Annotated in this window: 21 protein-coding genes and 1 pseudogene; 15 read left to right on the top strand and 7 right to left on the bottom strand. The window is 32.0% G+C overall.

Annotated features, from left to right (window positions below):
• Positions 1-285 precede the first annotated feature (285 nt).
• The 5 genes from MOV42_RS10930 to MOV42_RS10910 all read left to right on the top strand — a co-directional run bounded on the left by MOV42_RS10930 (position 286) and on the right by MOV42_RS10910 (position 9,987).
• A complete protein-coding gene (locus tag MOV42_RS10930) occupies positions 286-6,312 on the top strand; it encodes an RHS repeat-associated core domain-containing protein (protein ID WP_324171212.1) in 6,027 nt (2,008 codons plus the stop codon).
• 1,506 nt (positions 6,313-7,818) lie between these two features.
• Positions 7,819-8,430 (top strand): phospholipase A2, encoded by a 612-nt coding sequence (locus MOV42_RS10925; protein ID WP_324171211.1) that lies wholly within the window; start codon positions 7,819-7,821, stop codon positions 8,428-8,430.
• A 506-nt stretch (positions 8,431-8,936) separates the two neighbouring features.
• Positions 8,937-9,098 carry a hypothetical protein gene (locus MOV42_RS10920; RefSeq protein ID WP_324171210.1) on the top strand — a complete coding sequence of 54 codons (162 nt, stop codon included), beginning with the start codon at positions 8,937-8,939 and terminating at the stop codon, positions 9,096-9,098.
• The gene (locus tag MOV42_RS10915) at positions 9,088-9,606 is read left to right on the top strand and encodes a DUF3592 domain-containing protein (protein ID WP_324171209.1); all 519 of its coding nucleotides are present in this window, start codon (positions 9,088-9,090) and stop codon (positions 9,604-9,606) included. Before MOV42_RS10920 ends, MOV42_RS10915 begins: the two co-directional genes overlap by 11 nt.
• 153 nt (positions 9,607-9,759) lie before the next feature.
• Positions 9,760-9,987, top strand: coding sequence for a hypothetical protein (locus tag MOV42_RS10910; RefSeq protein WP_324171208.1), 228 nt, complete (start codon positions 9,760-9,762; stop codon positions 9,985-9,987).
• Between the two features lie 177 nt (positions 9,988-10,164).
• Here MOV42_RS10910 and MOV42_RS10905 read toward each other — a convergent pair.
• Positions 10,165-10,779, bottom strand: a pseudogene (locus MOV42_RS10905) (IS256 family transposase, variant Zn-binding type); the annotation flags it as partial.
• A complete protein-coding gene (locus MOV42_RS14025) occupies positions 10,776-11,117 on the bottom strand; it encodes a transposase-like zinc-binding domain-containing protein (protein ID WP_416385457.1) in 342 nt (113 codons plus the stop codon). The gene MOV42_RS14025 and the pseudogene MOV42_RS10905, both read right to left, overlap by 4 nt.
• Positions 11,118-11,336: 219 nt before the next feature.
• On the opposite strand from MOV42_RS14025, the gene MOV42_RS10900 reads away from it, so the two are divergent.
• The 5 genes from MOV42_RS10900 to MOV42_RS10885 all read left to right on the top strand — a co-directional run bounded on the left by MOV42_RS10900 (position 11,337) and on the right by MOV42_RS10885 (position 12,801).
• Complete coding sequence (locus MOV42_RS10900) at positions 11,337-11,516, top strand: hypothetical protein (RefSeq protein WP_324171206.1); 180 nt, start codon at positions 11,337-11,339, stop codon at positions 11,514-11,516.
• On the top strand, positions 11,510-11,803 hold the full coding sequence (locus MOV42_RS10895) for a type II toxin-antitoxin system RelE/ParE family toxin (RefSeq protein WP_324171205.1): 294 nt from the start codon (positions 11,510-11,512) through the stop codon (positions 11,801-11,803). Before MOV42_RS10900 ends, MOV42_RS10895 begins: the two co-directional genes overlap by 7 nt.
• Positions 11,804-12,001: 198 nt before the next feature.
• Entirely contained in the window at positions 12,002-12,151 is a 150-nt protein-coding gene (locus MOV42_RS14020) for a winged helix-turn-helix domain-containing protein (protein ID WP_416385456.1), read from the top strand.
• Between the two features lie 31 nt (positions 12,152-12,182).
• Positions 12,183-12,452 (top strand): hypothetical protein, encoded by a 270-nt coding sequence (locus tag MOV42_RS10890; protein ID WP_324171204.1) that lies wholly within the window; start codon positions 12,183-12,185, stop codon positions 12,450-12,452.
• Between the two features lie 22 nt (positions 12,453-12,474).
• Positions 12,475-12,801, top strand: coding sequence for an RHS repeat-associated core domain-containing protein (locus MOV42_RS10885; protein WP_324171203.1), 327 nt, complete (start codon positions 12,475-12,477; stop codon positions 12,799-12,801).
• Positions 12,802-12,813: 12 nt separating this feature from the next.
• On the opposite strand, the gene MOV42_RS10880 is transcribed toward MOV42_RS10885, so the two are convergent.
• The 4 genes from MOV42_RS10880 to MOV42_RS10865 form a co-directional block, all read right to left on the bottom strand.
• Complete coding sequence (locus tag MOV42_RS10880; RefSeq protein ID WP_324171025.1) at positions 12,814-13,998, bottom strand: IS3 family transposase; 1,185 nt, start codon at positions 13,996-13,998, stop codon at positions 12,814-12,816.
• A 441-nt stretch (positions 13,999-14,439) separates the two neighbouring features.
• Positions 14,440-15,408: a DNA polymerase III subunit delta gene (gene holA, locus MOV42_RS10875; protein WP_324171202.1), complete on the bottom strand. Its 969-nt coding sequence runs from the start codon at positions 15,406-15,408 to the stop codon at positions 14,440-14,442.
• The gene (locus MOV42_RS10870; RefSeq protein WP_324171201.1) at positions 15,401-17,341 is read right to left on the bottom strand and encodes a ribonuclease R family protein; all 1,941 of its coding nucleotides are present in this window, start codon (positions 17,339-17,341) and stop codon (positions 15,401-15,403) included. Before MOV42_RS10870 ends, holA begins: the two co-directional genes overlap by 8 nt.
• A 7-nt stretch (positions 17,342-17,348) precedes the next feature.
• Positions 17,349-18,149: an HDOD domain-containing protein gene (locus MOV42_RS10865; protein WP_324171200.1), complete on the bottom strand. Its 801-nt coding sequence runs from the start codon at positions 18,147-18,149 to the stop codon at positions 17,349-17,351.
• A 124-nt stretch (positions 18,150-18,273) separates the two neighbouring features.
• Between MOV42_RS10865 and MOV42_RS10860 the strand changes: the two genes are divergently transcribed.
• The 3 genes from MOV42_RS10860 to purL all read left to right on the top strand — a co-directional run bounded on the left by MOV42_RS10860 (position 18,274) and on the right by purL (position 21,422).
• Positions 18,274-18,600, top strand: coding sequence for a hypothetical protein (locus MOV42_RS10860; RefSeq protein WP_324171199.1), 327 nt, complete (start codon positions 18,274-18,276; stop codon positions 18,598-18,600).
• A 15-nt stretch (positions 18,601-18,615) separates the two neighbouring features.
• Positions 18,616-19,143, top strand: a complete 528-nt coding sequence (gene greA / locus MOV42_RS10855) for a transcription elongation factor GreA (RefSeq protein ID WP_324171198.1) — start codon at positions 18,616-18,618, stop codon at positions 19,141-19,143.
• A gap of 62 nt (positions 19,144-19,205) precedes the next feature.
• Entirely contained in the window at positions 19,206-21,422 is a 2,217-nt protein-coding gene (purL, locus tag MOV42_RS10850; RefSeq protein WP_324171197.1) for a phosphoribosylformylglycinamidine synthase subunit PurL, read from the top strand.
• An 8-nt stretch (positions 21,423-21,430) separates the two neighbouring features.
• On the opposite strand, the gene MOV42_RS10845 is transcribed toward purL, so the two are convergent.
• The gene (locus tag MOV42_RS10845) at positions 21,431-22,381 is read right to left on the bottom strand and encodes a 6-phosphofructokinase (protein ID WP_324171196.1); all 951 of its coding nucleotides are present in this window, start codon (positions 22,379-22,381) and stop codon (positions 21,431-21,433) included.
• 147 nt (positions 22,382-22,528) lie between these two features.
• Here MOV42_RS10845 and MOV42_RS10840 point away from each other — a divergent pair, with 147 nt between their 5' ends.
• Both MOV42_RS10840 and purH read left to right on the top strand, forming a co-directional pair.
• Positions 22,529-24,724 (top strand): response regulator, encoded by a 2,196-nt coding sequence (locus MOV42_RS10840; protein ID WP_324171195.1) that lies wholly within the window; start codon positions 22,529-22,531, stop codon positions 24,722-24,724.
• Between the two features lie 76 nt (positions 24,725-24,800).
• Positions 24,801-26,339 (top strand): bifunctional phosphoribosylaminoimidazolecarboxamide formyltransferase/IMP cyclohydrolase, encoded by a 1,539-nt coding sequence (gene purH, locus MOV42_RS10835; RefSeq protein ID WP_324171194.1) that lies wholly within the window; start codon positions 24,801-24,803, stop codon positions 26,337-26,339.
• Positions 26,340-26,375: the final 36 nt, after the last annotated feature.

Here is a 26,375-nt window from a genome sequence, read left to right as displayed (position 1 = left end):
GCTTTTTTTTTGCAAAAAAATTAGTAACTTAATAGTAAAAATTGCTGCTAAAAATACCTTTCAAACTATGCTATAGTAGGAGTAAACAGCGGATACGAAATAAATTCTTCTTTCTAAAAAGTTTTTTTTAATTAAGTTGGATTTTTTAATATACTCTTTATAGAATAACAGATATGATACTTAAATTATTATTGTGTATTTATATTACATGTGAAAGCTAAAGTAATACACTTTGAAAAAGGATAAATCATAAAAAATTTTATAATAAGTACAATATTTTTAGTTTTGTTTGGAGTATCATTTAATGCTTGTTTAAATAGTAGCACGGATAGTACACCTTCAGCTATCACTGGGAGTTTTCAAGATAGTGCAGTATCAGGACTTAATTATAATTGTAGTTCAGATAAGTCAGGAATTACAAATACTTTAGGAGAATACACTTGTAATGTTGAAGATACTGTAGAGTTTAAGATTGCAGGTATTTCTTTAGGTACAGTAAATGTAGAAAGTACTATTACCCCTCTTACATTCTTCCCAAGTAATGAAACAGCAACTGTAAATCTAGCTCAATTGTTGCAAACACTAGATAGTGACAATAATGCTAATAATGGTATCACACTAGACCCAAAACTATTAGCTTTATTAAAAGATAATATTATTGATTTTACATCAGACACTTTTGATACTGATGTAGCTTATATACTTGGTAAAACTCTTGTTAATGAAACAGATGCTATTAATCATTTAAACATTATTTTAAGTAGTTTAGGTCTTACAACAATTGTAATTCCTAATGCAGTACTTCTTGAATCTATAAGAATCACAAACCCACAAAGTGCATTAAGAGTTTCTCAAAGTGTAAGCTTGAACTTAGTAGGTGTTTACAGTGATGGTACAACTAAAGATGTAAGCAATCAAGCAATTTTTCACACTGATAATACACAAATTGTTTCTGTCTATGGAAATACTATAGAAGCATTGGCAATAGGCACAGTATCTTTATATGCGACTATTGGAAATATAACTTCAAATTCTATTTTAATGACTATAAATAAACTACTTGATACGAATAATTTTTCACTTACAAATTTTGGATCTACATATACAAATATTATTCCAGGAAATTCAACTAAAAATACATATGATGAAAAACTATTTTGTATGATAACAGGGAAGATACTAGCAGAAGATGGTAACCCATTATCTGGTGTTAAAGTAACTATCCATAATCATCCAGAATATGGTTCATTATTAACAGACAACAATGGAAAATATGCCTTTGCTTCAGAAGGTGGCACATATTTAACTATGCGTTATAGTGCAAATGGATTTACTACTATTGATCGTAAAATATATGCCCCTGTAAAGGAATGGTCAATAGCACCTTCTGTTACCATGCTAGAAGTTGATACCAAAGTAACAACTATTATGTTAGGAACAACTGCACCTCTCATCCATACATCTACTCCTATTGTGGATGATAGAGGAGAAAGATCTACTACTCTAGTGTTTAATAATATTTCAAATGCGACAGTAACATCAGCAGATGGAACTACTCGAAATCTTACTAAAATCGCAGTTAGAGCTACAGAATTTAAAACTCCAAAGTCAATGCCTGCTGATTTACCTACCCAATCAGCATATACCTATTGTTCAGATTTACAAGTTGATGGTGTTGGTGATGATGAAAATATTACATTTAATGCACCAGTTATTATGTATGTGGATAACTTTTTAGGTTTTGATATTGGAGAGATAGTTCCTATTGGTTATTATGATAGAAATGATGCTAAATGGAAAGCCTCAAAAAATGGTGTAGTTATACAGCTACTTGACACTGATGGAGATGGCATAGTAGATGCACTTGATAGTAATGGAGACTCTTTAGCAAATGATTTAAATAATAACGGTTCTTTTGTAGATGAAGTTGCTGGAATTCAAAATAATTCAAATTATATAGCAGGTAAAAGTTACTGGAGAGCAGAGATAACACACTTCACACCATGGGACCACAACTGGCCATATGGTCCACCAGATGATGCTAAGTCTCCGGATGAACCAGATGTAGAAGATCAAACACCACCAAACGATTGTAATATCGCTATAAATTCTTATGTTACAGCTAAGACAAGAGTTTTTCATGAAGATATACCTGTAGCTGGAACAGATACCACACTACATTACTCTTCAAAAAGAGTTGATGGATATATTCATGTTATAGATGCTTCGATTGACACTACAAATATTCCTGCTTCTGTTATAGGTGTCAGTGTTAAACTAGAAGTAGCTGGACGAGTTTTTAAAAAGGAACCTGCTATCTCTGAATTGGGCAATCTACAATTTAAATGGGATGGTAAAGATATTTTAGGAAACAAGGTTACAGGGGATACTACTGCAAAATTAACTGTATCATATAAATATCAAATGGTTTATTATCGTGCTTCATCACAATTTGCACAGGCATGGGCAAATGCTGGATCTTCTGTAATGGGAATACGAGGGCGAGATGATATAGATTTATCAGTTAGTAAATCAATAAATATAAAAGTTGAAAATACTACTGATAACAATAGTAATCTAGCAAAGGGTTGGACATTGTCAAATGTTAATTACCTTGGTGTAAATAGCATATCTAAAGGCAATGGCACAAAAGTTGAAAAAGAGATTAGTCTCGAAGATGGACTAGTTGCTTATTATAGATTTGAAGGTAATGCTGAAGATATTAGTGGAAAAAATAATCATGGGGTTGCTAATAGTGGTGTTAGCTATGTTGATGGGATTATCGGTAAAGCAGCAAAATTTAATGGAATTAATGGGAGTATTTTAGTTAAACAGTCAAGTAGCTTAAATAATTTAAAAGAAATAACATTATCATTTTGGACAAAGTACAATAAATATGATAGTGGCAGCGGCAATGTTTCTACTCATATAGCGAATGGGTATGATAGTCCTGATGGTATATTTAATTATAGTATCGAAAATGGTATATTTTATTACTTAGGTCGTACTGGTAACGCAATCAGAGTAGGACTTGAGTTAAATGCAACCATACCACTTCAAGAACAAAAATTCATATTTGTTACTTTTGTTGCAGATAAAACAACTATCAAGATGTATAAAAATGGAATTTTGGTCGATGAAAAGGCAAGAACGATTAGTCAAATTTCTCGTCCATATTATGACTGGACAATAGGCAGTATGAGTGGCCGCTATAATCTAGATGGACTCATAGATGACCTTCGTATATATGATAAAGCATTAAACAGTGAACATATTAATGCTATTTATAATTATGGTTCAACAGGAGTCACAGGCTATAATTACGACTCCTATAAAATTTCTGATAACAATCTAGAATATACATTTGGTCTTGATGGAAAACATCTATTCACAAAATCTTATCCAGATAAAAAAACTTTAGAATCATATATCTATGATGAAAATGGAAATCTTATATCTATAACAGACAACTTTACAAATACAATAACAATCACAAGAGATACAAACGGTAACCCAACTCTAATCACAGCTCCAAATGGACAAGAAACATATTTGAATGTAGATGCTAATGGAGACCTTATATCAGTAAAATATGAAGATTCTTCAAGCTATCAATTTGAATATGATAGTGGCTCATTAATGACTAAAGAGATAGACCCTAACGGAAATGTATTCACACACCTTTTTGATGCAAACGGAAGAATCTATCAAGATACAGATGCTATAGGTGGAAACTGGAAGTTTATGAAAAATAATAGTGGTAAAATAGCTACTTATACAATGACCAAACCAGAGGGGGATGAGACAAGTTCTACAGACACCAAACAAGCTGATGGTTCTACTATATCAGTAAGGACACTTCCAAGTGGAGATACTATCTCCTCAACAATCTCAGCAGATAAAAAACAAATATCTCTCTTAAAAGGTGGAGTAAGTATAAACACTCTATATACTACAGATGTACTCAATGAACAAAAGATTCTTTCTTCTAAGTCCATAACACAAGTAAGTGGACTCAAAAAGCAAATAGTATATACAAGCAGTTATGATGGAAACCAAACGCATACCAACTCAAAAACACAAACCATCAGCACTAACTCTAAAGTAACAACTATAGTATCTGACTACAATAATGCTGTAGATACCATCACTAGCCCTGAATTAAGAACTCTAAAACGAGAGTATGATAAAGACACTCTTTTAACTACATCTATAAGTTTAGGAACACTTGAACCTACAACATATGAGTACAACACTCAAGGTAAAGTAATCAAAGAAACTACTGGAGCTAGAATCATCAACTACACATATGATGATAAAGGAAACATAGAAACCATTACAAACCCAAAAGGTGAAACAACAAACTACACCTACGACATAATGGATAGAGTAAATAAAATCACTTACGCAAATGGAACTACACAACAATACAAGTATGACTTTAATGGTAATATAAGTAAACTAATTACCCCAAGCCCAACAAACCACACATTTGCATACAATGGTATAGATAAAAGAGTAAACCACACATCACCACTAAACAAAGCCACTAAATACACCTATAATAAAAACAGAAAAGTATCAAGCATAGTAAAACCAAGCACAAGAACTATCTCAAACACTTATACTAAAGACCGTTTAGTAAGTACAAATACTCCAGAAGGAACTACTTCTTATACATATCTGTTTGCAAATATAATCACAACTATTACAAATGCTAGTGAGAGTATAAACTATACTTATGATGGAGAGCTATTAACTTCACTTACTCAAAGTGGAATTCTAAACCAAAGTATTAACTACAGCTATAACAATGACTTCTTAGTAAAATCCACAACATACGCAGGTACAACAAATAACTATACCTACGATAAAGATACTTTACTCACATCAAGTGGAGACTTCACACTTACAAGAGATAAAGCAAATGGATATACCACAAAAGTAACAGACAATACTTTTACTCAAAACATAAGCTACAACAACTATGGTGAAGTAACAAGTGTAAGTGACAATACCTTTAGCTATGAACTAAGCCAAAGAGATAAAACAGGAACTATCACTCAAAAAAAAGAAACAATAAATGGAGTCAGTACAAGATATGACTATACCTATGACAATAGAGGCAGATTAACAAATGTAAGTAAAGATAATATAAATGTTGAAAACTACACCTACGACAACAACGGTAACAGACTACAAGCAACAGTATATGGAGTAACTACATCAGCATCATACACACTAGATGATAACCTAGAAGTATATGGAGATGCTACATACAGATATGATGAAGATGGATACCTAGTACAAAAGACAAGCCCAACACAAACAACAGCATACACTTACAACACACTAGGAGCATTAACTAAAGTAACTACTCCAACACAAACTATAAACTACCATCTAAACGCACTAAACCAAAGAGTAGCAAAAGAAGTAAACAATGAAATAGTAGAAAAGTACCTATGGTTAAACCTTACAACTCTACTAGCAATCTACGACAAAGATGATAAGCTAATCCAAAGATACAACTACACAAACAACAGAATGCCAACAAGCATGACACAAAACAAGCAAACTTACTACCTACACTACGACCAAGTAGGAACACTAAAACTAATTACAGATAAAAACCATAACATCATAAAAGAAGTAACTTATGATACATTTGGTAATATACTAAACGATACAAACAAAAACCTAAATATACCATTTGGTTTCGCAGGTGGACTACAAGATAAAGACACAAACTTAGTTCACTTCGGATATAGAGAGTACGACCCACACACAGGTAAGTGGACTGCTAAAGACCCGATAGACTTCCAAGGTGGAGATGCTAATCTTTATGGGTATGTTCTTGGGGATCCTGTTAACTTTGTGGATCCTGAGGGGTTATGGGTACCACAAATAATTGGAGCTGCAGTTGGACTATTAATTGAAGCTTCCAACCAACGTAATTCGGGCAAGCTTAATCTCGGAAGATTAGCTATGGCTGGACTTACAGGTGCATGGGGTGGATTTGGTGGCTTTGCTGGAGGAGTAGTTCGTGGCGCATTAGCAGCAGCTACAAATAATGCTTATAACCAGTTAAGCGGGCAATGCTCTAGTTTAAATTTTGGTGATTTGACTAGAGCTGCTGGACTCGGTGCGACAGGTGGATTCTTTGGTGGTTTAGTGGGAAAAGCAGGTAAAAATATTTATAGACCTATTGATGTTTTTAAATATCCAATCAATAAAATGCCAGCACCTCATTATGGCACTGCAGGTACGGCAGCAGGAGCTGCTATAGGTGGGGGAATTGCTAATCAATAAGATTCTTCAATTATTTACTTTATTTGTAATACTGGGTTCCGTTATTAATATGTATTATTTTGTAAAAGTGTTGAGACTAATATATCTATATGGAATTAAATATATGTCTCAAGATAGTTTTTTATTGCACATAATAGGTTATCATCCGTTATGGAAACATCTTTTAGTGTCCTTGCTAGGAATTTGTTTAAGTTTGTGGTTTTTATTGTATGATCAAAATTTGTTAGGTCTTTAAGGTTGGGAAAAATTGCTAATCAATGATTATAATAGGGCACCGCTAAAAACCCTTCTGGTTCCACATCTCCCGATATGTAACCCATACTAAACTATAATCATAAGGGGAGTCTCTAAACTAGGGAAAAAGTGTCAGCACCAATTTATACATGCCTACAAAACTTAAAAGGATAGTCCATTTCTAAAATACCTCTAAACATAGAAATAATTACAAACCCAAAAGGCAAAGTAACAAACCACACATCACCACTAAACAAAGCTACTACATACACCTACAACAAAAACAGAAAAATCACTAAGATAGTAAAACCAAGCACAAGAACTATCTCAAACACTTATACTAAAGACCGTTTAGTAAGTACAAATACTCCAGAAGGAACTACTTCTTATACATATCTGTTTGCAAATATAATTGGAACTATTACAAATGCTAGTGAGAGTATAAACTATACTTATGATGGAGAGCTATTAACTTCACTTACTCAAGAAGGAATTCTAAACCAAAGTATTAACTACACCTATAACAATGACTTCTTAGTAAAATCCACAACATACGCAGGTACAACAAATAACTATACCTACGATAAAGATACTTTACTCACATCAAGTGGAGACTTCACACTTACAAGAGATAAAGCAAATGGCTACACCACAAAAGTAACAGACAATACTTTTACTCAAAACATAAGCTACAACAACTATGGTGAAGTAACAAGTGTAAGTGACAATACCTTTAGCTATGAACTAAGCCAAAGAGATAAAACAGGAACTATCACTCAAAAAAAAGAAACAATAAATGGAGTAAGTACAAACTATGACTATAGCTATGACAATAGAGGAAGATTAACAAATGTAAGTAAAGATAATACAGAAGTTGAAAGCTACACCTACGACAACAATGGTAACAGACTACAAGCAACAGTATATGGAGTAACAACATCAGCATCATACACACTAGATGATAACCTAGAAGTATATGGAGATGCTACATACAGATATGATGAAGATGGATACCTAGTACCAAAGACAAGCCCAACAGAAACAACTACTTACACATACAACACACTAGGAGCATTAACTAAAGTAACTACTCCAACACAAACTATAAACTACCATCTAAACGCACTAAACCAAAGAGTAGCAAAAGAAGTAAACAATGAAATAGTAGAAAAGTACCTATGGTTAAACCTTACAACTCTACTAGCAATCTACGACAAAGATGATAAGCTAATCCAAAGATACAACTACACAAACAACAGAATGCCAACAAGCATGACACAAAACAACAAAACTTACTATCTTCACTATGACCAAGTAGGAACACTAAAACTCATTTCAGATAAAAACCATAACATCATAAAAGAAGTAACTTATGATACATTTGGTAATATACTAAACGATACAAACAAAAACTTTAAAATACCATTTGGTTTCGCAGGTGGACTACAAGATAAAGACACAAACTTAGTTCACTTTGGATATAGAGAGTATGACCCACAAACTGGTAAGTGGACTGCTAAAGACCCGATAGACTTCCAAGGTGGAGATGCTAATCTTTATGGGTATGTGTTGAATAATCCTGTTAACTTTGTGGATCCGACAGGATTAGCATGTGGAAGTGGATGTATAGGTGACTTGTTAGTTCCTGATACATCTTTTAATTTTAATTTTACACAGAGCTGTGTGAACCATGACAATTGTTATAGCAATAATGGAATGTCTAAAGACGAGTGTGATTCAAGTTTTTTAGATGATATGAAGCAATCTTGTTTAAATGAACCTTTTTTATTACAGTCAGGTTGTTTTAAACATGCATATGATTACTATGACGCTGTGAAGGTGTTAGGAGAGAGTGCTTATCAAAATGCACAAAATAGCAATTGAATGAGATACTTATGTCAATTTGATATTGAGTTAAATTTATAAAATGAGGAACTACTTAAATGCTTGGAATTATTTTTTATTTAACTATTGCAATTGTATCAATCGTGCTTAGTTTTTGGATTAACAAAATTTTTATAAATTTTTATAAAAGTGCTATTATTAGTGGTTTGATAGTTGGTTTTTTATTACAAATTATTAACTACATCACTTTAGGATATATTGATTCGTTTGTATTAATAAGCTTTTTAATTTCAGTCATATTTTCTTTTAGTATTTCAATTATATTTTTTTGGATTAAGAAATGATGACACAAATTCTCTGGTTCCACATCTCCCAATGTGTAACCCATACTAAACTATAATCATAAGGGGAGTCTCTAAACTAGGGAAAAAGTGTCAGCACTAATTTATACATGCCTACAAAACTTAAAAGGATAGTCCATTTCTAAAATACCTCTAAATCGAAACTTACAAGATCCTTGTAAAGATTGGAATGATTACGATTATTTGGCAGCTCTTGGAGCGGGATTAGGTGGTGGTTGGGCTGCAAAAGGTCCAATTCCAATCCTTTTATCTAAAATGCCACAACCTTTTCCAATTATTGGAGCTATTGTTGGAGGTACTAAAGTTGGTATTGGAGAAACTGTAGGTGCAAGTATTGGAAAATAAGTTAAAAATGATTAAAGATTTGTTTACATTTAGAAGTTCATGGGCACAGAAAGTAATTTATGGATTGTTAATTTTAATTTTTTTTTCAGGTGCAATAGGATTGAATTCTCTTTCGATAATATGTTTTATTATCTTAAACTTTATTATTTTAGGTATCTCAATTGGGGCTTTATTTTTAGTTAAAGAAAGAATATATTTAATAAAAACTGGAAAATATACGAAGGGTGTAGTACGAAAATATGGCAAAAAAAATCACTATGGAATTTCATCTCCTATAATAGAATTTCAAATGGATGAACATGTTTATATTTTTGAAAATGAAGTATACGACAAGTTTTTTGCTCAATCTTATATCATAGGTGAAGAAGTTGAAGTTTTATTTAATGAATATGACCCAAATAATGCATTTATTTATACTACTTATTCATTATGGGTTAAACCATTTATGATACTTTTTATACTTCTTTCAGTTTTATATATAGATGCTTTACTTGTAACTCAAGGTTAACGATTAGACTTTGGAGTGGTAATTTAAATAGGGAACATTCCAACCTACACATATATAATGTCCTATATTGTCGAGACCACTTAACTAAGTCTTATTATTTTCGGAAAAATTAGAGAGTCTAGGCAGTTAAAGTACTTATGATATAATTGTATTATGAGTAAAAATGAAAAAATTAAAGAGCAGATTGGTTGGTTAAAAGTGGTTTTTGGAATACTTTCAGCAATATTACTCTCCTTAAGTGGATGGTTAGCAACTCACTATAAATCATCTGATGATATATCAATAATGATTACAACAATTTTAATAGTGTGCTTTTCTCTAGCGATAGTGGTGGTAAATAAACAAGCATATAAAAAAATTGATGAACTAGAGGAATTATAAAATGGAAATTACATTAATAATAGCAGCAGTATCTATCTTAATTGCATTTGGATACAGTGTATATGAAATAAATAATCATCCGACAAAAGAAAAAAGGTGCAAGTTATAAATGGCACTAACCTAAGTACCAAAATCTCTATAATTAAGATTTAAAGTAAAATAATGGTGTCTAAATAATCATTTTTTCTTATAGTTTAAGAGATAGTCATCAACAAGTTTTAATTTTAAACTTTTACTTAAACCTCTATGAATTTTAATCAGTATTTTCAGTGGAGAAAACGTTCCACCATCAAGAGTATTCGTAGTGTTTGGAATCTCAATATTTTTATATTTATTTCTAGTAAATAGGTAAGGTAAGTTTGCTCTTAAACTTCGATATGCCGCTCTGACCTTTTGATGCGTATAATAGGATTTTCCTGTTTCTTGATTTAGACTTTTCTCTTCTATGAAATCTTTATAGACTTCATACCACTCATCTAGTTTTTTAGTGAAGTTTCTTTCATTAGTTTTAGTAATCCTGTACATGATTTTTTTCAAATCTTTACCAGCTTGCAGTCTTGGCTTCTTTGTTATATATCTTCTTACCGTCTTCGCTTGATGGAAGTGGCACATTTGTATAGGAAAGTCTTTAAAGACCTTATTTAAGCCTCTCTTTCCATCTGTAGTAACGGAAAGAATGGTGTATCCTAGTTTTAAAAGTTGTTTCATTAGTAATTTGTAATCAGCTGATAGTTCACTTTCAATATGTTTGGATAAAAGTATCTCTTTTGTAATATTATCTTTGAAAACTAGGGTTCCAAGCTTGTACCCTCAAGGGGCATCTCATCTTTTCTCTTCCCATAAAAAGTAGCATCACATACAAGAATTATAGCTCTAGGTTTATGAATTCTAATCTCTGGTTCGTAGTTGAATATTTGTTTCTGTATCCAACGAGAACTCTTTTTATATTCCTCCGCTAAATCGCTTAAAGTTTGCCTCTTGTAAATGTACTTTTTAAAGATAATTTCTTGGAGTTTATCGGGTCTTCTTTTTGAGGAAAAATTTGCATTGCAGTTCAAGCATTTATATCTTTGAATTCCTAATCGTTTGCCTACTTTTTTAGTGTTATTTTTTCGACAACTTGGACATATTTTTGCATTTTTTTACAGCTCATTGTAAATAAAACCTTTTTAACCATTACTATACCGTAGTTTCAAGTACTTCTGAGACACCATTATTTTACTTTAAATCGTAAATATCTAAAAAATGATTTTTGCCGATTCCTAAGAGAAGAAACATTTATTTCTCATTAGAACATTTACATAACTTTTGCTATAATTTTCTATTGCACTTACATTAAAGGTTGAACTATGACTGCACCAAAAACTATGGCTAAAAATATTATAGACTCATTACCTACAGATACATCTTATGATGAACTCATAAAAGAGCTTGCTTTTGACAGAATGATAAAAAAAGGTTTAAAAGACTCTAAAAATGGTAAAACTATCTCAAGTAGAGAGATGGAACACAGAATCAAGCAATGGTAAATATCAACTGGACTGACGAAGCGAGCTTTTGGTTAAAAGATATTCACGACTATATTGCACAAGACAATCCAAAAATAGCAAAAAAAGTAGTAAACGAAATTTTTACTAAAACTCAAATCTTATCATCATTCCCAAAACTTGGCTATCCATATCAAGATGACACTAACAATGAAATTAGAATTTTACTTTATGGACATTATAGAATTGCATACCTTATCAAAGATACTGAAACTATAGATATTTTAGGCGTGTTTCATGGGGCTTTGTCGATAGAAAGATATTTATAAGTTCAGATATAATACCAATCCCCACTAAAAGCTATACAAGGAGAGTTACTCATTTCATCAGCGACCTACTGTAAGTGGCTAAAAAACTATAATGAGCATGGAAAAGATATTCTAAAGCAACATAATAGTGGAAGAAAAAATGGGAATCCCAAATATGACTCTAAAATATTTGAAGAGCTATTTAAACAACTGGATTTGATGCAAGAGTACTGGTCAGTAATAAAAATGCAGAAATTTATTTATGAAAAATATAATATCACTGTACCGAATGAAACAATACGTATGAGAGTAAAACGAGCAGGTTACTCTTATAAATCAAATAGACCTTCTCCTTATAAAAGAGAATAATTTACTTTTAAAACCAATAAAGTTGATGTTTATGGATGAAATGAGATTTGGATTAATCTCAAACTATAGAAGGAGTTGGTCTAAAATAGGTAAAAGAACTGTTATTGCAAATCAACTATTACAAAAATATTTCTTGAAGCACTCGCTGAAGAGTACAGCTAACAGACTTTTTAAAGATATTGAAATTCAAAAAGACATTATTGAAGATGAAGTAGTCATATGGATGGCGAATACTGCAAAAACTCAAAAACTATGTGGATATGAGTGGATTATTGAACAGGCTAAATTATTTATATTTTAATGGGGATTGGTATTAGTTCACTTTGGATAATAGAGAGTATGACCCACAAACAGGAAAGTGGACTGCTAAAGACCCTATAGACTTCCAAGGTGGAGATGCTAATCTTTATGGGTATATTTTTGGGGATCCTGTTAATTTGGTGGATCCTGAGGGGTTAGGAGGATTTAGTCTTGATTTTAGTCCACTCACTAGTATGCCAATGGATATGGATTTTGCATTTTCTGATTGGTTAAAAAATTATATAAAAGGTATGTATGGAGGAGTTGCAGTAATGTCAGCTGGATTAGACATGTTAAACTATACTCCCCCAATATGTCAAGACAACTTTTTCAAAAATCTAATTCCCTAAATACCTGTTACCCTATGCTACATTTTCACTAGATTTAGTGTAATTCTCATCATTGATTTTTAAACTATCATAATAAACATTCATAGGTTTTTTATATTTCAATGTCTCATGAAATCTTCTGTGATTATAAAATTCTATATAATCCTTAACATCACTTTTGAGAACTGATACTCTCTCATATTCATTGAGGTATATTTTTTCAACTTTAGCACTTCTCCAGAACCTCTCAATACAAATATTATCTGTTGCTCTACCTTTGCCATCCATAGAGATAATTATGTCATTATCTTTTAATGTTTGAGTGTGGATACAGCTTGTATATTGTGACCCTTGATCAGTATTAAATATCTCAGGCTTACCATAGAGTGCGAGTGCTTCATCTAGTACACCCATGACTAAATCTGTATCCATTGTGTTGGATATTCGCCAAGATAATATTGCTTTAGAATACCAATCAATTATGGCAGCCATATAGACCATACCACCTTTAATTTTAATATAGGTTATATCTGTTGACCATACTTGGTTTGCTCTTACGATATCTAATCCTCTTATTTTGTAAGAGTATTTATGATGTTGCTTGTCCGCCCAGCTTGTATTTGGTGGTCTTACAGCTAAAACAGCCTGTAAACCTAACTCTCTACGGTATGCCAGCACTGTGTTGGGACTGACACGAAAACCATCCTCTAGTAGTTGATGATACACTTTCATATAGCCATAGCTTGGTATCTCTTCAAATACTTTTTCTATATGTTTTTTAATTACATTTTTAGCAAGATTTACCATTGGTGCATAGAACAAATTACTTCTGTTATAGTTAATAAGATTACATTGTTTTACAACTGATAATGCCTTATTTTCATCTCTATCAATCAACTCCTTTTTATAGCTAGAGTCCAAGCTACTTAACTTTCCCACCGCCCAGTCCTTCTCTACTGTTAGTTGACCTACAACCTTTGCATATTCATCAAGTTTAGCTTGTAATCTTACATTCTCTTCTTTGTACTCTTTAATTACTTTTGCAGGTTCCATCGCAACTTCTGCATTTTCCAAGAATATCTTCTTCCAATTTTGTAAGTTTTTTGGTGTGATATTATTTACACTTGCTATTTCATTTAGTGTCTTATCTTCTTTTAAAACTTCTAAAACTAACTTTGTCTTGAATTCTGCTGTATATGTTGTTCTTTTTCGACTCATAAGATTACCTTCTATTTTTATTGTTTAATTTTACTCTTTTAAGAATTAAACTTTAGAAATAGTTGTTTGATTTTCTTGGGGTAGTATAGTTGGCTTTATAAAAAAAGAAAAATGAATTCCTCTCATAATATACACCTGTGAAGAATGGCACTAACTTCTGGTTCCACATCTCCCGATGTGTAACCCATACTAAACTATAATCAGGAGTCTCTAAATTAGGGAAAAAGTGTCAGCACTAATTTATGTATACCTACAAAACTTAAAAGGATAGTCCATTTCTAAAATACCTCCAAATCTCGTAACCCTTAGCAACTCACTACAAAAAAATTGATGAACTAGAGAAATTATAAAATGGAAATTACATTAATAATAGCAACCGTTTTTACTATTAAGTCAGAAAAATTGTCTTGATTTTTTAGGCCATTATATATAGTGGAGGATTTAGATTAATGCTTGAACTCGTATGAGAGTTGAGAGTAAGATTGCACCTTTATCAACATTTGAACTTTTCATTTTTAATTCACTATCTAGTAGTAAACTGTGCAGTTTGTAGTATGTTTGTGGTTTAAACTTTAATGAAAGTGCGGCTTTCTCATCAACAATAACTTTTGGAGGTTTGTAACCTAAAATTTCAATAGGATTTGGCGCCCCATTAACTCTTATATAAATGTTGAACATGTAGAGTTGGGTTAAATATGAAGTTAAAGATGTAATAACTCTAATCTCATCTTCACCATGGTCTATGATATTTAGTAAATCTTCAGTAAACTCTTTTTTATTTAATGTATTTTTTATAAAATCATCTATACTTATTTCGGCTAAGCCAGATACTAGATGCTCTATATCTTTTGTTGTTATCTCTTTATCATAGATGCTAAGCTTATCTATTTCATTACAGGCAAGTGCTACATCACCATTGTGTATACTTAAAAGATGATTGATTGAAAATTTATCCATTTTTACTTTTTTATCATTAACAACACTCTGCACAATACTTAATGCTTCATGGTGATTTGGATGAAAAAACCTAACAACGATAGTGTCAGTTTTAGCTAAAAAGGTTTTTGCACTATATGTTTGAATATTATCTCCATAATAAGCATATATCAATATATTATCTCTATTTTTTTCACATAAATTTATAAACTCATCCAATTCTTTTTTAGGAATTTTTTTATCGCTTTTTATAATTAAAATATTTTGTCCACCAAAAAGTGAAGATTGACTAAGATGTGCTTTAGCACTTTTAAAATTATACTCATCGTAATAAAAGCTAAGAGTAGATGCATCTTCAATATTACTAAGCATTTTTGTGTAGGTATCTATAAGAAAACTACTTTCACCGAAAAATACAAAACTATTTGAAACTTTGCCACTTTGAATTAGTTTATCAAGAGCTTGTTTATACATCGTTATTCTTTACAACATGAGCAAATATTTTTGCTTTTGCAATATCAACCTTATTTATATAAATAATGACATCTTCAAAAAGTACAGAGTTTTCACTTAAAGTAATAATTACTCTAGCGCCACTTATCTCAGAATGAATTTCGGCTTTGTATTCTGGTTGGGTTGCTGTTATGCGAGCATTAAATTCTTTATCTATATTATTATTCGCCCATCGAGCAAATTTTCTTTGAGCAAATTCTATCTCTATACTACTTGCTTCCCTCTCTTTTTCACTTATTGCCATACTTAGTGCTTCTATATTTCTTAAAACATAAGAGCCTTCTTCTTTATCGTCGTTATTTATAGCTTTTAAGAGTCTATGCACGATTAAGTCACTATATCTTCTAATAGGTGAAGTAAAATGAGTATATGCCTCAAAACCAAGTCCAAAGTGTCCTGCATTAAGTGGAGTATATTTCGCTTGCATCTGTGATTGGATAATTAGAGTATCTACTTCAGCTTCTAAGTCTATATCTCTAGCTTGAGTCTGTATGTCAGTTATGGTTTCTTTTATAGAGTTCTTAATATCAATAGACATCCCAATTCCAGCTAATTCTTGGTAAAGAATCTGGATTTTTGATTGAGTAGGTTCTTCATGAATTCTAAATATACCTCTAGTGTATTTAGACGCGGCTTCTTTGTTTGCTAAAAGCATACAGTCTTCAATGAGCGAATGCGATGGAGTTTCTTCTGCAAAAGTCGTAGACACGATATTTGATTTTTCATCAATTTTCATTTCTAATTCGTTTGAGCGAAAGTCATAACCAACTTTTAATCGTTTTTCTTTTAGTTTATCTGTAATAATGCGTAACTTTTTAATCCAAGAAAATATTTTAACTTCTGAATCATTTTTTGGTTTTAATTTGCCCTCAAAAAAATCATCTATCTCTTCATAATTGAATCTTCTTTTAGAATGGATGATAGCTTCATAAACTTTAGAGTTTATAACTTCAAGAGTATTAATATCAAGTTTCATTTCAAAAACATAAGCTAATCTATCTACATTAGGTTGAAGAGAACAGAGAGTTTCACTTAGTTGACGGGGCAACATTGGGATAGAACGATGTGGAAGATAAATAGAAAAACTTCTATATATAGCTTCATTATCTATAGTTCCAAAAGGTGTTACATATTCACTTACATCTGCAATAGCAACAAATAGGGTTGTCTTTTTATCATCCCAGTAAATCGCGTCATCATAATCTTTAGCAGTGACAGGGTCAATAGTACAAAAAGTTAAATCTCTTAAATCAACTCTATCTTTATAATTTGCAGCATCTACTGCTTTAAAAGATGTCGCAACTTTTAAAACTTCTTCTTCAAATTCATCATGTTTATTAAACTGCGCAAGAACTATTTTTTCATCTACAAGAGGGTCTTCTATATTTCCAAGTTTTTCCATGATAGAATTTTCTTGATTGTTTATTTTAAAAACATCACCTACCTCATAAGTATCTAAAACCTCTTGTGTAAGTTCAACTCCAGCAGGGTAGTCAGTTTTTAAATTTACTAAAGATTTGACTCCATCTTTAGCGATAATAAAAGCAACACTATATGAAAGAGCTCGTCCTACTATCTGTGCTATCTTTGCACGAGGAGTTCCTCTGATGCCAAGAAGTCTTTGAGCGATAATAAGGTCACCTTCTTTTGCATCTCCTAAATCACCTTCAGCTATAAATAAATCACGAATATTTTCACCAATAACATTTAAATATGCTGTATCTTTTTGAATAAGTCCAAGTGTACCGGCACGATATTTTGAGTTAAATTTATAGATATTGTCTTTTTTAGTTATATATTTTTTAGCTAAAAAGTTTGTTATGTTAGAACGCTCATTCGAGCTTATATCTTGCTCACTTAAACCAAGAGTGAGCCGAATTAGTAGAGATTTCAAGTTTATCTTAGTTAGCGTTTTCTAAAGCTTTATCAAAACTTTCCATATCTAGTTGATATTTTGTAATAAGTTCTTTAGCAGCGGTTATACTAGCATCTGTAATAGTACCATTTATAGGAACAGCAACACGAACAACATGTAAGATACTTGCAGCTCTTTGGTCTTCAGGTTTCGCTTTTTGGGGACTTTGGCAGTTAGAGATTACATCAACTAAACCTTTTTCAAATCTCCAGTGCTCAAATATTGTTGCACTAACTTCAGGTGTATTTACTCCTAAAACTTTTTGCTCTGCAGCTTCTACATCACCAAGTTCCACAAGGGCGTCTCTAAATGCTTCTTGTTTACCATCTGAAATAATTTGTTGAGCAATAAGAACTTTACCAATCTCAACAAGAAAAGCTGCTGGAGATAAAATACCAAGAAGTTTATTTTCTTTTCTTATGCACCATGAAATCATAAGTCCATGTTGCTTTTTAGAAAGAGCAGAGAACATATCATTATTAATCCCATATGGAGATAAGTCTAATGTAAAACTTTTTTTAACTATACTAGCTAGTGCAAAACCACGAACAGTTCCCATTCCAAAAAGACCAACAGCTTGACTGATAGCATTAATTTCACGAGAAAAACCATATAGTGGAGAGTTTGCAGCTTTTAAAATATCTGCTGTTAAAAGAGGGTCTTTTTCTAAAATTTTGACCATATCATTAAAACTACTATCAGGATCTTGGTAAACAGCTTCTATTTGCATAGCAGATTCAGGAAGTGGTGGAAGTTGTTTGATTTTTTTTAAAATGTCGTTAGTCATGATACTCTCTCTTGTTTGAAATAATTTATTTATTCTAATATTATAGTCTATGCAAATAAATTAATACTGAATATTTACAATAAACTGTTATTATTTTCGAATTAAATAAACTTTAGGAGTCAAAATGCAAAGAGATGCAATGTTAAAACAATTGGGTTATGCGCCAAATAGTGCTTTATTGAGTCAATTAGAAAGAATAGAAAATAATACTACGGGATATGAGAAAATACAAAAACATATCATGGATTTACACGATCATTTAAAAATTGATGGTTCGTATGTTGCCATGTCAAATACAAATGATTATTTTAAAATTAAGATAGAAGCACCTTCAAGTGAAATTGCACAAGAAGCACATGAAAAAATTAAACATTTTAGTGACAAATTTAAAGTTACAGTAAATAAATTAGACAATAAAGAAACATACTATATAGTTGGTTTCAACCATTAAATTGGTTGATTCTTTATGAATAAAGAACCGATAACATTAGAAGGGTATGACCTTTTAATAGAAGAATTTAAGTTCTTACTAGAGGTTGAAAAACCTAAAACTGCTGAGGAAAAACTTATAGCAGCAGCACATGGTGATAGAAGTGAAAATGCTGATTATCATGCGGCAAAAGAAAAGCTTCGTTTTATTGACAGAAGGCTTTATTATCTAAACTCCATGATTGCAAAATCACAAATTATAGACCCATCTACATTTAAACATAAAAAAGTAAGTTTTGGAAGTACCGTGGATATAGTAAATATTCAAACAGATGAAGAAGAAACATTTACTTTGTGTGGTGTTTTAGAAAGTGAACCAGAAATCGGACTGATTTCTATCCACTCTCCTATAGCAAAAGCTATGATAGGAAAAGAAGTAGATGATGAGTTTATACTTAAGTTAGCAAATGGTAAAAAAGAGTATGAAATATTAAATATAAAATATAAAAATATCTTCTCATTAAAGAAAAATATTCGTTCAAAAGTTGACTTTTCCTTTCATTAAAACAACTTTTACTTTCCTTTAGCTATAATCCATATTTAAAAACCAATTTTTAGGATTCTATCTTGAGCCAACAACTAGAAAATATAGAACAAGTATTAGCAGACCATAAGTTAAGTCAAGATGATTATGCACATATGAAAGAGATCTTGGGTCGTGAACCAAATATCGTTGAACTTGGTATATTTTCAGCTATGTGGAGTGAGCATTGTTCTTATAAATCATCAAAAGTACATTTAAAAGGTTTTCCTACTAAAGCACCATGGGTTATTCAAGGTCCTGGAGAAAATGCTGGTGTTATCGATATTGGTGATGGCTATGCTGCTGTATTTAAGATGGAGTCACATAACCACCCGAGTTTTATAGAACCTTTTCAAGGTGCTGCAACTGGTGTTGGTGGAATTATGCGTGATGTATTTACTATGGGTGCAAGACCAATAGCAAATATGAATGCACTTAGATTTGGTAATGTTATGAACGATGATAAAGTATCAGCTCATCAACGCTTCTTGGTTCGTGGTGTAGTTGATGGTATCGGTTCTTATGGTAACTGCATGGGTGTTCCAACAATTGGTGGTGAAACAAGTTTTGACGAGTGTTACAATGGAAATATTTTAGTAAATGCCTTTACTCTTGGTCTTGCAAAAAGTGATGAGATCTTTTATGGTAAAGCAGAAGGTATCGGAAATCCTGTAATGTATGTTGGCGCAAAAACAGGTAGAGATGGACTTGGTGGAGCTGTTATGAGTTCTGATAGTTTTACAGAAGAGTCAAAATCTCTTCGTCCCACTGTTCAAGTTGGTGACCCTTTTACTGAAAAACTTTTACTTGAAGCTTGTTTAGAGCTTTTTCAAACTGATTATGTTGTTGGTATCCAAGATATGGGTGCTGCTGGACTTACTTCATCTGCATTTGAAATGGCAGGAAGAAGTGGCTCTGGAATGATTATGAATCTAGACAAAGTTCCTGCTCGTGAAGAAAATATGACTCCATATGACTTTATGCTTAGTGAGTCTCAAGAAAGAATGCTTTTATGTGCTAAAAAAGGTTCAGAACAAGCGATTATTGATATATTTGAAAAATGGGATTTAGATGCTGCTGTTGTTGGTGAAGTTACAGGAACTGGAAATATGGAACTTTTTTGGCATGGAGAAAAATGTGCTGATGTTCCTGTTGACCCTGTAAGTGAAGAAGCACCAGAACTAAATCGTCCTATGAGTAAACCAACTTATTTAGATGCTTTAGCATCTGTAACTATTAACGACTTTGATAAAGTTTCAAATCAAGATGCTTTTGAAACATTGATTAAATCTATGGAAGTTGTAGATAAATCATGGATTTATACTCAGTATGACTCTATGGTACAAACAAACACTATCAAAAATGGTGGTATGTTAGATGCATCTGTTGTTCGTGTAAAAGAAAATGGCAAGGCGCTTGCTATGAGTGCTGATTGTAATGTTCGTTATTGTTACATAGACCCTAGAGGTGGAGCTGCTGCTGCTGTAATAGAAAGTGGTAGAAATGTTGCAATGAGTGGAGCTAGACCTTTAGCAATTACAGATTGTTTAAACTACGGTAATCCTGAAAATCCAGAAGTTATGTGGCAATTTGGTCAAGGTTGTTTAGGAATTAAAGAAGCTTGTAGTGAACTTACAACACCTGTAATTGGTGGTAATGTTTCACTTTATAATGAAACTAATGGAGTCTCAGTTTTTCCAACTCCTTCTATTGCAACTGTTGGTGTAAATGATGATCAAAATAATGTGTTGATGTCTTCATTTCAAGGTGAGGGCAATTCACTTTATTTAGTTGGAGAGAGTAAAAGCGAGTTTGGTGGTTCACTTTATATGAAAGAGATTTGTCACACTGTTGCAGGTGTTTTACCTGAAATAAACTACAAAAATGAGCTTGCTCTTTGGGACTTAGTTATAGAAGGCAATAAGAAAAACTTACTTGAATGTGCTAAAGATGCAAGTTCAGGTGGTGTCGCAATTGCACTAGCAAAAATGTCAGCAACTTCTGGTTTTGGTTGTGATGTTGAAATGAGTGTATCTGATGAAAGAGATATCTTTGCTGAGTCTATGAGTCGTGCAATTATCGAAGTAAAACCTGAAAATTGTGAAGCTTTTGAAGCTATGTTAGATGAACAATCAAGTGTTGAAAAAATAGGAACAGTTGGTGGTGCCTTCATAAAAGTAAATGATGTTACTTTAGGCATGAAAAACTTAAAAGACAGTTACTTTAAAACATTCCAAAGAGTTATAGAAAGAGATATCTAATCTCTTTTTTACAATAAACTCAACAGGTTAGGGTCCATTTTTTTTGGACTACTAACAACCTCTTGGATACTTTTATAAACAAAACCTTTTTTAGTATAGCAGATGACACTTTCGTCTATGTTTTTTAGTAAACCATCAATAGCATAAGTTATAAACTTATAAGCCATAAGTCTGTCATATATAGTCGGGTTCCCGCCTCTTTGAATATGACCTAAAATACTTACTCTGGACTCTATCCCAAGCTTTTTTTCAAACCATTGTGCTATTTCTGTAGAATCTTCTTTGATACCTTCTGAAACAATGGCTATAAAATATCTTCTTCCATTTTTAATTTGCTCTTTAAAAGATGCTTCATAAGACTCTAAGTTGTACTCTTTTTCTGGAATAAGGCAAAGTTCAGAACCGGATGTCAAATGAGATACTAAGGCTAAGTATCCACAATCTCTTCCCATTGTTTCTATTACAAAGGCTCGTTTAAATGAAGAAGCAGTATCTCTTATGGCATCTATAGATATTTTTATGATGTTTAATGCAGTATCAACCCCTAAGGAGTAATCAGTTCCGTTTATGTCATTGTCTATCGTAGCAGGAATAGCGCAGAACTTTATGCCACTTTCTTTATAAAATATATCTAAGCCTTTAAATGAGCCATCTCCACCAAGAACAACTAGCATCTTGATATTTAAAGCATCTAGGTTTTGTTTTGCAATATCTCTATACTTTTTTTGCATAAATCTTTTACTTCTAGCACTACCTATTTTTGTCCCGCCACGATTGATAATCCCAGATACATCACAGTAGCTTGCTCGCTCTATTTTATTGTCAATAAGACCTTCATATCCATCGTAGATAAAGTATGGAATCAGTCTATGTTGCAGTGTATATTCTACAAAGTGTTTTAGCGCTGGATTCATACCGGAGACATCCCCACCGGAACATAAAATAGCTATATTTTGCATATTGAACCTCCTGTAAATTTATTTAAATATAATAATAAAAAATCTCTTTGAGAAAGTTTAAATTTAAGAAAATTTAATTTTAGAAATCATTTTTTAATATTATTTATTGTATGCTCGTAAATTAAGTCTTTAAAAGGTTATAAATAAATGTTATATTGTGATAAGCATGAACAGAGTATTGAAAATTCATCATATAAAATTTTGATTGTAGAAGACTCTGAATTTGTAAATAATTCCATTAATAAAATATTAGTAGATAAGGGTTATGTATGCAAACAAGCATTTGATTATGCAGTCGCTTCTCATAATTTAGTAAATAGTAAATATGATTTTATTATTTTAGATCTCAACCTTCCAGATGCCTATGGTGAGAAACTTGTACTAGAGGTTAAGCGCTTAAGTAAAGCAAAAATTATTATACTTACTACAGAAACAGATATACAGACAAGAGAGAACCTTTTTAAGAATGGTATTTTAGACTATCTTGTTAAAGATAAGTATTTCAATAACTCTATAGCTGCTATAGATCAGGTTATACATTCTATAGAAAAAAATTATAGCAGTAATATTTTAGTTGTAGATGATTCTAAACTAATTAGAAAACATATAGAGTCAATCCTTAATGTAAGAAACTACAACATTGTAGAGGCTGAAGATGCAGAGCAGGCTTTTGAACAATTAAAAGTTAGTACGATAAACCTCATACTCCTTGATATGGAACTTCCTGGTAAGCATGGTCTGGATATTATCAGAGAGATTAAGTCTATTCCTGAGAAATATTCAATTCCTATTATAGTCATTTCTGGGAAAAGTGATCCTGAACTGGTAAGAAGTTCACTAAAACTAGGTGCTTCTGACTTTATAAAAAAACCATTTAATATTGAAGAATTTGTACTCAAAGTTGATACTGCTATTGAGTCAAACCGTAAAAGTAGAGAAATTTTATGTAAACAACAATTACTAAACGAATACAAAGATGCGGTTGATAGAAGTACAATAGTATCTAAGACAGATTTAAAAGGTAATATTACTTATGTAAATGATAAGTTTTGTGAACTTTCGGGATATAGTGAGAGTACATTAATAGGTAAACAATATAATTTAATACGGCATAAGGACATGTCCTCAGAAGTATTTAAAGAGCTATGGAAGACTATAAAAAATAAAGAGTCATGGTTTGGAATAGTTAAAAACCGTAAAAAAAATGGAGAAGCTTATTATATAGATACTGTAATAAGCCCTATAGTGGACTATGATGGAAATATTGTTGAGTATATAGGCATTGGAACCGACATAACAACTATTGAAACTATGAAAGAGCATCTTGAGGATGAATTAAACATTTCAGAGGGTAATTTCCAAGAGATGTATAAACGCTCTTCAGAGTATGAAAAAGCAATCGATGTAAGTAATATTTTATCTCGTTCAAATGTTGATGGGACAATAACCTATGTAAATCAGGCTTTTTGTGATATATCCGGATATACAGAAGAAGAACTTATAGGTAATTCACATAATATGCTTAATCATCCTGAAATTGCACCAAGTTTGTATAAAAACATATGGGATACAATACTAAGTGGTAATAGTTGGAATGGAGGAATAAGACATGTTGCAAAAGATGGAAGTACTTATCATGTTCATAGTACTATTGTTCCTATTAAAGATGCCGATGATAATACTATAGAGCATATGTTTATTAGCCATAATATGACAGAGTTTGTAAAACTTCATACTGAACTTGAAGAGACTCAAAAAGAGATTATACATCGTATGGGTGAGGTTGGTGAGACACGCTCAAAAGAGACAGGTTTCCATGTTAAAAGAGTTGCTGAATATTCAAAGTTATTAGCGCTGTTATCTGGACTTGGCGAGAAAAATGCAGAGTTGTTATACAGTGCATCTCCTATGCATGATATCGGTAAAGTTGGTATTCCTGATAAGATACTTTTAAAACCAGGAAGGTTAGATGAGGAAGAATGGAAAATCATGAAAACTCATAGTAAACTCGGTTATAATATTTTGAAAAAGTCAAAAAGACGCATACTAAAAGCAGCAGCAATTGTCGCGTTTACTCATCATGAAAGATGGGATGGAAAAGGGTACCCAAATAAGATAGTCGGTGAAAAAATTCATATTTTTGGAAGAATCACGGCAATTGCGGATGTCTTTGATGCTCTAGGAAGTGATAGAAGTTATAAAGAAGCGTGGGAATTAGATAGAATCTTAGAGCTTTTTAAAGAAGAAAGAGAAAAACATTTTGACCCAAAACTTTTAGACATCTTTTTAGAAAATATTGAAAAGTTTTTAAAAATTCGTGATAAATTCCAAGATAAAGTTTAATACTACAGCTCTTAATTTTCATTAAATCATAATCTTATTTTAGATAAAATTCCATAATAAAAAAAAAGGATAATTTTTGGCAAAAAGAGCATTAATTAGTGTTAGCGATAAAAATGGTGTTGTAGAGTTTTGTACATCTTTAGTAAAAAATGGTTATGAGATTATTTCAACTGGTGGAACTTATAAAAAGTTAGTTGAATCTGGCATTCAAGCTATTGAGATTGATGAGGTTACAAAATTTCCTGAGTGTTTTGAAGGGCGAGTAAAAACTTTAAACCCTTTCGTTCATGGTGGAATCTTACATCGTCGTGATAAACAATCACACCTTGACCAAGCTAAAGAGTTAGGTGTAGAGTCAATAGATTTAGTTTGTGTGAATCTGTATCCTTTTAAAGAAACTATCGAGAGAACTGATGATTTTGATGATATTATAGAAAACATAGATATTGGCGGACCTGCTATGGTTCGTTCTGCTGCAAAAAACTTTGATGCTGTTATTATCGTTACAAATGTAGAGGATTATAGTGAAGTTATAGATGCAATAGAAAATGAAAAAAATACTAAAGAATTTCGTCGTGGATATATGATAAAAGCATATGAGCATACAGCGGCTTATGATAGCATGATAGCTAACTATATGAACAAACGATTTAATAAAGGTTTTGGTGAAAAACAGTTTATAGTTGGAAACAAAGTAATGGCTACAAGATATGGTGAAAATCCTCATCAACAAGGTGCTTTGTATGAGTTTGATAAGCACTTTACAAACAACTTCACAACATTAAAAGGTGAGGCAAGTTTTAACAATCTTAATGATTTAAATGGTGCTGTGAAGATAGCATCTGCTTTTGGAGAGGATAATGCTGTTTGTATCTCTAAACATGGAAATCCTTGTGGTTTTGCTATAAAAGACAACTTACTAGATGCGTATATAGAAGCTTTAAAATGTGACCCAGTTTCTGCTTTTGGTGGTGTTGTTGCAGTAAATGGAACGGTTAATAAAGAGTTGGCTGAGAAAATGAATGAAATATTTTTGGAAGTTGTAATTGCTGGTTATATTACTGAGGAAGCGCAAGAAGTTTTCGCAAAGAAAAAGCGTATAAAACTTTTTGAAATGGGTAGTGATAAACTTATCTTAGCAAATGATAAAAAAGATTTCAAACATATAGATGGTGGATTTGTTTTCCAAGATGCTGATAGAGTAGCATCTGATGAAGTTAAAAATGCTAAGTTAGTTTCCAAAAATGAGGCAACTCTAGAAGAGATAAAAGATTTAGAGATAGCATATAAAGTTGCATCTCTAACAAAATCAAATTGTGTTGTGTATGTTAAAAACTCTGCAATGGTAGCAGTTGGTATGGGCATGACAAGTCGTGTAGATGCTGCTGAGTGTGCTTTGAAAAAAGCAAAAGATATGGGACTTGATGTAAGTGGTGCTGCTCTCGCATCTGAAGCATTCTTCCCATTTAGAGATTCTATTGATGCAGCAGCACAAGCTGGTGTAAAAAATATAATTGAACCAGGTGGAAGTATCAGGGATCAAGAGATTATAGATGCTGCCAATGAATTTGGTATGAGTTTATATTTCTCAGAAGTTCGCCACTTTTTACATTAAAAGAGTTAACTATAACAGAAAGTATTTTTCTGTTAT

The sequence above is a fragment of the Sulfurimonas sp. genome, from assembly GCF_029027405.1.
In the GTDB taxonomy this organism is placed as follows: domain Bacteria; phylum Campylobacterota; class Campylobacteria; order Campylobacterales; family Sulfurimonadaceae; genus Sulfurimonas.
This window is presented reverse-complemented; position numbering and strand designations above follow the sequence as displayed.

Coding starts and splice junctions, on each gene's coding strand:
- MOV42_RS10895 (WP_324171205.1), top strand. CDS start 11,510: ATGGTAAATATCAACTGGACTGACGAAGCGAGCTTTTGGTTAAAAGAT.
- MOV42_RS10910 (WP_324171208.1), top strand. CDS start 9,760: ATGAGTAAAAATGAAAAAATTAAAGAGCAGATTGGTTGGTTAAAAGTG.
- MOV42_RS10865 (WP_324171200.1), bottom strand. CDS start 18,149: ATGACTAACGACATTTTAAAAAAAATCAAACAACTTCCACCACTTCCT.
- MOV42_RS10925 (WP_324171211.1), top strand. CDS start 7,819: ATGACACAAAACAACAAAACTTACTATCTTCACTATGACCAAGTAGGA.
- MOV42_RS10845 (WP_324171196.1), bottom strand. CDS start 22,381: ATGCAAAATATAGCTATTTTATGTTCCGGTGGGGATGTCTCCGGTATG.
- MOV42_RS10900 (WP_324171206.1), top strand. CDS start 11,337: ATGACTGCACCAAAAACTATGGCTAAAAATATTATAGACTCATTACCT.
- greA (WP_324171198.1), top strand. CDS start 18,616: ATGAATAAAGAACCGATAACATTAGAAGGGTATGACCTTTTAATAGAA.
- MOV42_RS10890 (WP_324171204.1), top strand. CDS start 12,183: ATGGATGAAATGAGATTTGGATTAATCTCAAACTATAGAAGGAGTTGG.
- MOV42_RS10840 (WP_324171195.1), top strand. CDS start 22,529: ATGTTATATTGTGATAAGCATGAACAGAGTATTGAAAATTCATCATAT.
- MOV42_RS10860 (WP_324171199.1), top strand. CDS start 18,274: ATGCAAAGAGATGCAATGTTAAAACAATTGGGTTATGCGCCAAATAGT.
- MOV42_RS14020 (WP_416385456.1), top strand. CDS start 12,002: ATGCAAGAGTACTGGTCAGTAATAAAAATGCAGAAATTTATTTATGAA.
- holA (WP_324171202.1), bottom strand. CDS start 15,408: ATGTATAAACAAGCTCTTGATAAACTAATTCAAAGTGGCAAAGTTTCA.
- MOV42_RS10880 (WP_324171025.1), bottom strand. CDS start 13,998: ATGAGTCGAAAAAGAACAACATATACAGCAGAATTCAAGACAAAGTTA.